The 8,827-nt window shown below is 71.2% G+C and carries 10 protein-coding genes and 2 pseudogenes; 7 read left to right on the plus strand and 5 right to left on the minus strand.

From position 1 onward, the window contains the following. Positions 1 to 142 (minus strand): transposase (locus tag ABJK26_RS02550; RefSeq protein ID WP_347240666.1); only part of this gene is annotated, 142 nt, incomplete at its 3' end. A gap of 201 nt (positions 143 to 343) precedes the next feature. Here ABJK26_RS02550 and ABJK26_RS02555 point away from each other — a divergent pair. The 7 genes from ABJK26_RS02555 to ABJK26_RS02585 all read left to right on the plus strand — a co-directional run bounded on the left by ABJK26_RS02555 (position 344) and on the right by ABJK26_RS02585 (position 5,386). Continuing rightward, positions 344 to 862 (plus strand): YetF domain-containing protein, encoded by a 519-nt coding sequence (locus tag ABJK26_RS02555; protein WP_347240657.1) that lies wholly within the window; start codon positions 344 to 346, stop codon positions 860 to 862. Between the two features lie 102 nt (positions 863 to 964). Continuing rightward, positions 965 to 1,378 carry a PepSY domain-containing protein gene (locus tag ABJK26_RS02560; protein ID WP_347240658.1) on the plus strand — a complete coding sequence of 138 codons (414 nt, stop codon included), beginning with the start codon at positions 965 to 967 and terminating at the stop codon, positions 1,376 to 1,378. 58 nt (positions 1,379 to 1,436) lie between these two features. Further along, entirely contained in the window at positions 1,437 to 1,922 is a 486-nt protein-coding gene (locus tag ABJK26_RS02565) for a PepSY domain-containing protein (RefSeq protein WP_347240659.1), read from the plus strand. 3 nt (positions 1,923 to 1,925) lie between these two features. Next, positions 1,926 to 2,576, plus strand: a complete 651-nt coding sequence (locus tag ABJK26_RS02570) for a phosphatase PAP2 family protein (protein WP_347240660.1) — start codon at positions 1,926 to 1,928, stop codon at positions 2,574 to 2,576. After that, the gene (locus ABJK26_RS02575; protein WP_347240661.1) at positions 2,551 to 3,204 is read left to right on the plus strand and encodes a response regulator transcription factor; all 654 of its coding nucleotides are present in this window, start codon (positions 2,551 to 2,553) and stop codon (positions 3,202 to 3,204) included. The genes ABJK26_RS02570 and ABJK26_RS02575 overlap by 26 nt, the downstream gene beginning before the upstream one ends. Next, positions 3,201 to 4,454, plus strand: a complete 1,254-nt coding sequence (locus ABJK26_RS02580; protein WP_347240662.1) for a HAMP domain-containing sensor histidine kinase — start codon at positions 3,201 to 3,203, stop codon at positions 4,452 to 4,454. Before ABJK26_RS02575 ends, ABJK26_RS02580 begins: the two co-directional genes overlap by 4 nt. Beyond that, on the plus strand, positions 4,451 to 5,386 hold the full coding sequence (locus tag ABJK26_RS02585) for a PIG-L deacetylase family protein (protein WP_347240663.1): 936 nt from the start codon (positions 4,451 to 4,453) through the stop codon (positions 5,384 to 5,386). Before ABJK26_RS02580 ends, ABJK26_RS02585 begins: the two co-directional genes overlap by 4 nt. On the opposite strand, the gene ABJK26_RS02590 is transcribed toward ABJK26_RS02585, so the two are convergent. The 4 genes and pseudogenes from ABJK26_RS02590 to ABJK26_RS02605 all read right to left on the minus strand — a co-directional run. Next, entirely contained in the window at positions 5,383 to 6,645 is a 1,263-nt protein-coding gene (locus tag ABJK26_RS02590) for a nitrate/sulfonate/bicarbonate ABC transporter ATP-binding protein (protein WP_347240664.1), read from the minus strand. The two genes, ABJK26_RS02585 and ABJK26_RS02590, sit on opposite strands and share 4 nt — an antisense overlap. 10 nt (positions 6,646 to 6,655) lie before the next feature. Beyond that, positions 6,656 to 8,347 (minus strand): ABC transporter permease subunit, encoded by a 1,692-nt coding sequence (locus ABJK26_RS02595; protein WP_347240665.1) that lies wholly within the window; start codon positions 8,345 to 8,347, stop codon positions 6,656 to 6,658. A 26-nt stretch (positions 8,348 to 8,373) separates the two neighbouring features. After that, positions 8,374 to 8,520, minus strand: a pseudogene (locus ABJK26_RS02600) (IS701 family transposase); the annotation flags it as partial. A 26-nt stretch (positions 8,521 to 8,546) separates the two neighbouring features. Continuing rightward, a pseudogene (locus ABJK26_RS02605) lies at positions 8,547 to 8,768 on the minus strand (type III-A CRISPR-associated RAMP protein Csm5); the annotation flags it as partial. Between the last annotated feature and the right edge of the window lie 59 nt (positions 8,769 to 8,827).

The raw sequence follows: 8,827 nt of genomic DNA on the forward strand, positions 1-8,827 counted from the left end.
ACACCTTCTGGATGGCGTTCATTATTTCCCTCCTCGGCACCTTGGCGGGGCGGCCGCCGGGCTTAGGGGCGGGGATGAGGGGTTCCAGGAGGGCCCACTCCGCATCGCTGAGGTCGCTGGGGTAAGATCGTCTAAGAGTCACCCCTTAAGGATACCACCCTTTTACGACAGCCCCTAACCAGGAAAAGGCCAAGGGGGAGGAGCACGAGGAAGAGCACGGAGGAAAGGGCGGGAAGTCGGAGGACCACGGCGGGGCCATGGGCGGGAAGGGGCGTAGGCCCTAAACCCCCTTCCCCAAGGGCCGGGGCCCAAGAGGGTCCCGGCCTTGCCCTAAAGTGGTGCCATGGAAGCCCATCTCCGCGAGGCCCTGGGGGACCCCCTCACCGTCCTCTTCACCGCCTTCAGGGTGGCGGCGGTCTACCTCGCCCTCCTCTTCCTTCTCCGCCTGAGCGGGAAAAAGCTCCTGGGCCAGATGAGCCCGGTGGACCTCCTCACCCTCCTCCTCCTCTCCAACGTGGTGCAGAACGCCATGATCGGTCCCGACAACAGCCTGGTGGGGGGGCTTCTGGGGGCCGCCCTTCTCCTTCTCCTAGACCGCCTCATCTCCCGAAGCCCCCTGAGGAGGAAGGCCCTCGGGGAACCCACCCTCCTCGTCCACGAGGGGAAGGTGATCCCCGAGCACCTGGCCCGGGAGGGGGTGGACCTGGAGGAGCTCATGGCCGCCCTCCGGGAGCACGGCCTCATGAACCTTAAGGACGTGTTGGCGGCGGTCCTGGAGGTGGACGGGACCATCAGCGTCATCCCCAGGGACCACGTGGCGCCGAAGCGGCTCCGCAAGGTGCGCTCAAGCCGGAACCGCTGAGGGCCCTCCCAGGGTGGAAGCCCCGTTTACCCCCGTGTAACCCCGCTCCCCTACCCTAAGGGCGCCCTAGGGGAAAGGCCCCTGGGAGCAAAGGAGGAAGCCATGAGGAAGGAGATCCTTACCGGCATCGGCGCGATGGCCCTAGGCGTTCTGGCCCTGGCCCAGATGGGCAAGGGGGCGGGAAACCAGAGCCCGAGCTACCAGGGCTCCATCCCCGTCCAGGAAGCAGAGGGGAACGAGGCCACGGAGGCCCAGGCCTACCAGGCCCTGGCCAAGGTGACCCCCGACCAGGCGGTGAAGGCGGCCCAGGCCTACCTCGGCACCAGCGAGAAGCCCACCCGGGTGGCCCTGGGGAACGAGAACGGCTACCTGGTGTGGGAGGTGGTCCTGGCCGGGCAGGAGGTGAAGGTGGACGCGGGCACCGGCCAGGTGCTCCATAAGGAGGCCTACGGCGCCGAGCACGAAGAGGGCGGCGCGGAGCACGAGGAGGGCGGCGCCGAGGAGGCGGGCGAGTAGCGAAGGCCCGGGCCCCGGGGAAGGCACCCGGGGCCCCTACTTTACCAAAGGAGAAGCTATGCGCACGTGGAAGCTCCTCACCCCCCTTCTCGCCCTGGGCCTCGCCTGGGGCCAGGCGCTACCCAGGCTCGGCTTTCTGGAGGCGGCCAGGGCGGCCCAGGCCCACCTGAGAAGCCCCACCCCGCCCGAGGAGATCAGCCTCTCCTGGCGGGAGGGCCGCCCGGTGTACGCGGTGGACCTGGCCCGGGGAGCCCACCTGGTCCAGGTGTACGTGGACGGGGAAAGCGGGAAGGTCTTGGGCCAGAAGCCCCTAAAGGAGCGGGCCCTCGGGACGCGGGCCTGGCTCAGGACGCCCCCGGGCATCCCGCTCAAGGAGGCGGTGGCCCGGGCGCAAAAGGCCCTGGGCACCGGGGAAGCCCCGGCCGAGGTGGCCTACCAGGTGTGGCGGGGCCGCCCGGTCCTAAGGGTAGACATCGGCGCGCGCCAGGCCATCCTGGACGCCAAGACCGGAGCCCTCCTCGGCACCGGGCCTGCCGGAAGGTAGCCCATGGCCTCCAGGCCCTCTCCTTACTCCGCTTGGCTGAAGCCGGCCGCGCTTTACGGGGCGCTCTTCCTCGCCCTCGCCGTCTTCGCCGAGCTCGCCGAGGACGTGTACCGGCGCGAGGGGTTTCCCTGGGACCGGGCGCTCCTCGCCGGGTTCCACGCCCTGCGCTCCCCCTTCCTGGACGGCCTCGCCCGCCTCCTCACCTTAAGCGCCTCCCTGCCCGCCATGGCCTTGGCCACGGGCGGGGTGCTTCTCTGGGCCTTTAGGAGAGGGCTTTCCTGGCCCCGGTTCCTCCTCGTCCTCGGGGGAAGCGAGGCCCTGAACCTCCTCGGCAAGCACCTCCTCGCCCGGCCCCGCCCCCACCTCTTCCCCCAGCTCACCCCGGAGCACGATTTCAGCTTCCCCTCGGGCCACGCCATGGCGAGCCTGGCCCTGGTGCTTGGGCTTTCCTGGCTACTGCAGGAGAACCCCAAGGCCTCGCGCCTCGTCCTGCTCCTCGGGCTTCCCTGGGCTTTCGGGGTGGCCCTCTCCCGGCTCTACCTCCAGGTGCACTACCCCTCGGACGTCCTGGCGGGCTGGGCCCTCACCCTGGCCTGGTTCCTGGGCCTCCGCCTTATCCTTGGGAAGGATGCGGCTTCTCCTGGTGGAGGATGACCCCCGGGTGGGGGAGCTGGTGAAGGAGACCCTCGAGGCCGAGGGCTACGCCGTGGACTGGGCGAAAAGCGCCGAGGAGGGCCTGGGCCTCCTCGAGGCCTTCCCCTACGACCTCGCCATCCTGGACGTGATGCTCCCCGGGATGGACGGGTTCGCCCTCCTAAGGCGCCTAAGGGAAGCCTCCAAGCTCCCCGTGCTCATGCTCACCGCCCGGGGGGAGGTGGAGGACCGGGTGGAGGGCCTGGAGGGCGGGGCGGACGACTACCTGGTGAAGCCCTTCCACCTCAGGGAGCTCCGGGCCCGGGTGCGGGCCCTCCTCCGCCGGGCCCACGGGGAGGCCAGGAACCTGGTGGTGCGGGGGAGGCTCGCCCTGGACCTCGAGGCCCGCCGGGCCTTCTGGGAGGGGAAGGAGGTGCGGCTTTCCGGCCGGGAGTTCGCCCTCCTCGCCTTCCTCGCCCTAAACGCCGGGGGGCACTACCCGAGGGAGGTCCTCCTGGAGAAGGTCTGGGCCGGGGAGGAGGGGGTGGACCCCAAGGCCGTGGACGTCTACGTGCACCGCCTTAGGAAAAAGCTCTCTGAGGACGCCATCCGCACCGAGCGGGGCCTCGGGTACGCCTTCTTGGGATGAGCCTCCGCCTCCGCCTCGCCCTCTTCTACGCCCTCCTCCTGGGCCTGGTCCTTGCGGGGCTAGGCCTCTTCCTGCGCTACGCCTTGAAGGGCACCCTCTACGGGGCCCTGGACGCCACCCTAAGGGACGCCCTCCTCCTCGCCCGCCCCCTGGTGAACGAGGAGGACGGGCACCTTAGGCTGGAACAGGAGCCCGAAAGCTTCCCCCGGGACCTGGCCCTCTTCCTGGTGGCGGGGGGGCAGGTGGTGGCGGCGGAGGGCCCCCCTTTCCCCCCGCCCCCCACCCTCCGGCCCGGGTGCTTCAGCCACGAGGAGGTGCGCTACTGCGCCCTGGAGGAAGGGGGCTTTGCTCTGGTGGCGGCCCGCTCCTCCGAGTGGGCAGACCGGGCCATGGACCGGATGGAACGGGTCCTCCTCCTCGCCTTCTCCGGGGCCTTGGCCCTCGCCTTCCTCCTGGGCTACCTCCTCGCGGGAAGGGCCCTCGCCCCCCTGGACCGCATGGCCCGAAGGGCCCTGGAGCTCGCCCAGGCCCCCGACCCCAAGGCCCGCCTCCCCGAACCCGGGCGGATGGACGAGGTGGGCCGCCTGGCCCGGGCCCAGAACCTCCTCCTGGAGGCCCTGGAGAGGCTTCTTGAGGCGGAAAGGTCCTTCGTCCGCCACGCCGCCCACGAGCTCCGCACCCCCCTCACCGTCCTCATCGGCAGGCTGGAGCAGGCCCTGGAGGCCGACCCCCCTCTCCGCCGCCCCCTGGAGCGGGCCCTGGAGGCGGCCCTGCACCTCAAAGCCCTGGCCGAGCGGCTCCTCCTCCTGGCCCGGGCCGAAGCCCCTCTCAGGCGCGAGCCCTTGGACCTGGTGGCCCTGGTGCTGGAGGCCCTGGAGGACCTGCCCCGGGAGGGCAAGGTCCTAGAGCTCCACCTCCCCCCCACCCTCCCCTACCAGGGCGACCCCGACCTCCTCCGGGCGCTGGTGCGGAACCTCCTGGAAAACGCCTTCCGGCACGCGAGAAGCCGGGTGGCGGTGCGGCTGGAGGGCCCCTGCCTCCTGGTGGACGACGACGGCCCGGGCATCCCCGAATCCGCCCGGGAGGCGGTCTTCCGGCCCTTCCAGAGGCTCGCCCCGGGTGGGGGAAGCGGCCTCGGCCTCCCCCTGGTGCGGCGGGTGGCCGAGGCCCACGGGGGCTTCGCCCGGGCCGAGGAAAGCCCCCTGGGGGGCGCCAGGGTGCGGGCCTGCTTGGGTAGGATGGGGCCGTGAGGCTGGGGTGGCTCGCCCTCCTAATCGGGATCGGCCTCTTTTTGGCCATCAACGCCCCCTGGATCACCCAGCAGGCCTACGCTCTCTACTACCGCTCCCGGGTGGCCTCCCTGCCCGCCTTCTCTCCCCCGCCGGGGACGCGCCTTCTCGTCCTCGCCCCCCACCCCGACGACGAGAGCCTCTGCTGCGCCGGGCTCATCCAGAAGGTCCTCCAAGGGGGAGGCCAGGTCTACCTGGCCTGGATGACCCTGGGGGACGGGTTCCAGTGGGACGCCGCCCTCCTCCACCGGACCTTGAGGCCAACCCCCAAGGACCTCCAGGCCCTGGCCCTGGCCCGGGAGAAGGAGGCCAAAGCGGCGGCCCGGACCCTGGGGGTGCCGGAGGGCCACCTCTACTTCCTCGGCTACCCCGACCGGGGCCTCCTCCCCATGTTCCTGGAGCACTTCTACACCCCCTACCGCTCCCGGGCCACGGGGCTTTCCGGGGTGGCCTACGAAGGCACCCTCTCCCCCGGCGCCCCCTACACCGGGGAGGCCTGGGAGGAGGACCTTCGCCGGGTCCTGAAGGAGGCCGCCCCCACCCTGGTCCTGGCCCCCGCCCCCGAGGACGCCCACCCCGACCACCGGGCCACGGGGTACATGGCCCTAAGGCTCCTCGGGGAGATGGGGGCCCTGGACCGGCTCTACTTTTACGTGGTCCACGGGGGCCTGGAGTGGCCCCTGCCCAAGGGCTTCCACCCGGGCCTTCCCCTGGAGCCCCCGCCCCGGGGACGCCACCTCCCCTGGCGGAGGCTTGACCTCACCCCGGAGGAGGAGCAAGCCAAGCTCCAGGCCCTAAAGGCCCACCGAAGCCAGATGGAGCTTTTGGGCCGCTTCATGGAGGCCTTCGTGCGGAAAAACGAGCTCCTCGCCCCCTACGCCCCGCCTCCCTAGGCCCCTTCCACCTCGGCGGGAGGGTAGAGGAGCCTCGCCCGCTCGTCGTAGGCGAGAAGCCCGGCGAAGCGGCCCCACTCCAGAAGCCTCCGCCACACCCGCCTGGCCTCCTCCTGGGGAAGGCGGGCCTCCAGCCTCTCCAGCACCTCCTCCTCCCGGACCCTCCGGGCCAGGACCTCCTGGTGCAGTTCGGCCACCAGGGGGACGTGGCGCAGGAGATGCTCGGCGAAGATCTCCCTCTGCCGGGGAAGGTCGGCCTCGGCCAGGGCCAGGCCGGAAGGGGTGAGCTCCACGTCCCCCTCGGCCACCCGGGCGAAGCCCAAAAGCTCCAGGGCCTCGAGGAGGGGCAGTAGCTCGTCCACCCCCAACCCCTCCTCCTCCGCCAGCACCGGCAGGTCCGCCCGGCCCCCAAGCCGCCCCAGGGTCTCCACCAGGGCGAGCATCGCCCCCACCGGGGCCTCGGGGAGGCGGTAGGCCACCTCCTCCACCCGACGCTCCACCTCCTCGCGGTGGGTGAGTTCGGCGTAGAGGCGGTCAGTGAGGGCGAGAAAGCGGGGGTCCCGAGGGTCCCGGGGGTGGCGCAGGGGCACCCGCACCTCGGCGGCGATGCGGGCCGGGCTCCCCTGCAGGACCAGGGCCCGGTCCGCCAGGGCCACCGCCTCCTCCATGTTGTGGGTGACGAGGAGGATGGCCTTGGTCCCGAGCCTCCCCGCCTCCCAGAGGTCCAGGAGGTCCTCCCTCAGGCCCTCGGCGGTGAGGGGGTCCAAGGCGGAGAAGGGCTCGTCCATGAAGAGGATCTCGGGCTCCACCACTAAGGCCCGGGCGAACCCCACCCGCTGGCGCATCCCCCCGGAGAGCTCCTTGGGAAGGGCCCCCTCAAAGCCCTCCAGGCCCACCAGGGCGATGGCCTCCCGGGCCTTCCGCTCCCGCTCCGCCTTGGGGAGGCCCCGGGCCTCGAGGCCCAGGGCCACGTTCTCCAGCACCGTGAGCCAGGGGAAGAGGGCGAAGCTCTGGAAGACCATGGCCATCCCCTCCACCGGGCCCTCCACCCGCCTCCCCTTGAAGCGCACCTCCCCCTCGTTTGGGGGGACGAGGCCGGCGAGGATCCTCAGGAGGGTGCTCTTCCCGCCCCCCGAGCGCCCCAAAAGGGCCACGATCTCCCCCTCGCGCACCTCCAGGTTCACCCCGGCGAGGACCGGGTGCGCCCCGTCCCCGGCCCGGAAGCTCTTGCCCACGTTCCTCGCCTCCAAGAGGACCACGCCCCACTCCCTAAAGCCGGAACCGCTCCTCGGCGAGGCGGTAGAGCCTGCGCCAGAGAAAGCGGTTCAGGAGGAGCACGAACCCGCTCATCGCCAGGATGCCGAGAAGAAGCCTCCCCCCGTCCCCCGCCTCCGTGGCCTTGGCGATGTAGGCCCCAAGGCCCGTGGCCTCCAGGGTCCGGCCGTGCCAGGACACCACCTCGGCCACGATGGAGGCGTTCCAGGTACCGCCGCTCGCCGTGACGAGCCCCGTGACCAGGTAGGGGAAGACCCCGGGGAGAAGGAGCTGCCGCCAGAGGAGAAGCCCTTTAAGGCGGTAGGCCCGGGCGGCCTCCTTGAGGTCTTCCGGCAGGGCCGTGGCCCCCGCCACCACGTTGAAGAGGAGGTACCACTGGGTGCCGAGGGCCATGAGGAAGGCGGAGAAGACCTCGAGGGAAAGCCGGTAGCGGAGGAGGAGGTAGGCGGCCAAGGGGTAGAGGAGGTTGGCGGGGAAGGCGGCGAGGAACTGGAGGAGGGCCTGCGCCCGAACCGCCAGGGCGGGCCTCCCTCCCAGGGCCACGCCCACGGGCACCCAGACCAGGGCGGCGAGGGCCAGGATCCCGAGGACCCTTAGGAGGGTGAGTAGCCCAAGGCCGAGCGCCCTAAGCCACTCCCCCGGGCCCAGGGCGAGGAGGGCGTGGAAGAGGCCGTAGGCCCCGTAGAGGAGGGGGAGGAGGAGGGCGGGAAGGAGGAGGCGGGGGAAGCCCAGGCCCCCTCCCCCCACCCCCCCAAAGGCCACCGCCCGGCGCAGGAGGGCCTCGGCCAGGGTCTCCCCCAGGGCCCGCGCCGCCCGGGTGCGCCGCAGGAGGTCCAAAGCCCAGCTCCTCGCCGGGGCCTCCCCGGGGCGCTCCTCGTACTTGAAGCGCTCGCTCCAGGCCACCAGGGGGCGGAAGAAGAGCTGGTCGTAGAGGAGGATGGTGAGGAGCATGGCCAAGGTGGCGTAGCCCACGGCGTGAAGGTCGCCCGCCTGCAGGGCCCGGGCCAGGTAGGAGCCCACCCCGGGGAGGTCCACCTCCGTCTTGCCCACGCTGATGGCCTCCGAGGCCACCACGAAGAACCAGCCCCCCGACATGGACATCATGGCGTTCCACACCAAACCCGGGAGGGCGAAGGGAAGCTCCAGGCGGAGGAAGCGGTGGAGGGACCTCAGGCGGTAGAGCCTCGCCGCCTCGTCCAGCTCGCGGGGCAGGGTCTTCAGGGACTGGTAGAAGCTGAAGGCCATGTTCCAGGCCTGGGAGGTGAAGACGGCGAAGACCGCCGCGAGCTCGTACCCCAGGGCCCTGCCGGGGAAGAGGGAGGCGAGGGCCCCCACGCTGGCCGCGAGGAAGCCCAGGATGGGCACCGACTGCAGGATGTCCAAAAGGGCCACGAGGAAGGGCTCAAGCCGGGTCTTGGCGGCGAGGGGGGCGTAGACCAGGGTGAAGAGGGTGGAGAAGAGGAGGGCAAGCCCCATGCGGAAGCCCGTCCTGAGGGCGTATTCGGGGAGGTGCCAGGGGTTCAGGGAGATGGGCTCGGGGCTCAAGGACCCCGCGGCTTCCCTCGAGGCCCTAAGGAAGGCGGCGAGGAGGGCCGCCACCGCCAGAAAGGCCAGGAAGTCGTAGCGGTTGGGCCGGGGGCCGACATTCCGCCCGAACCCCCTCTCCCAAAGCCCCGGCCCCCCCATGCCTCCCCGATTCTATCTCGCTGGACTTACGCGGCCTCCACCCGCACCGATAACAGAGGGCTCAGCTTACCCGCGATGAGTCTCCGTCGGCATCGGTGGAAGCTCAACTTCAGCCGCTCATGCCCATGCTTCATGAGCCCATAGGCCACCCACCCCAAGGCCAGAGGGGCCAGCGCCGATGCCCCCACCCCTACCCCCTTCAGAGGGGCTCCAGCCTTCCCACCATCCAGCCCAGGGGATAGCCGTCCCGGGGGAGGCGGGCCCCCGCGGTCTTGCGGGTCTTGGGCTCCTCGCCCTCGGGGTGGTCCTCGGGGAGGAGGAGGGCGAGGCGCAGGGCGAGCCGCCCCGAGCCAAAGCCCACCCGCAAGGGGAAGACCTCGGGGTCCTTAAGCCTTTCGGAAAGGGCCTCGTAGACCTTAAGGCCAACATTCCGCACCCCTCTTTCTTGGCCTTAGGATTTTGGGATGGAAACCACACCCG

It is taken from the genome of Thermus sp. (genome assembly GCF_039793865.1).
GTDB lineage: Bacteria > Deinococcota > Deinococci > Deinococcales > Thermaceae > Thermus.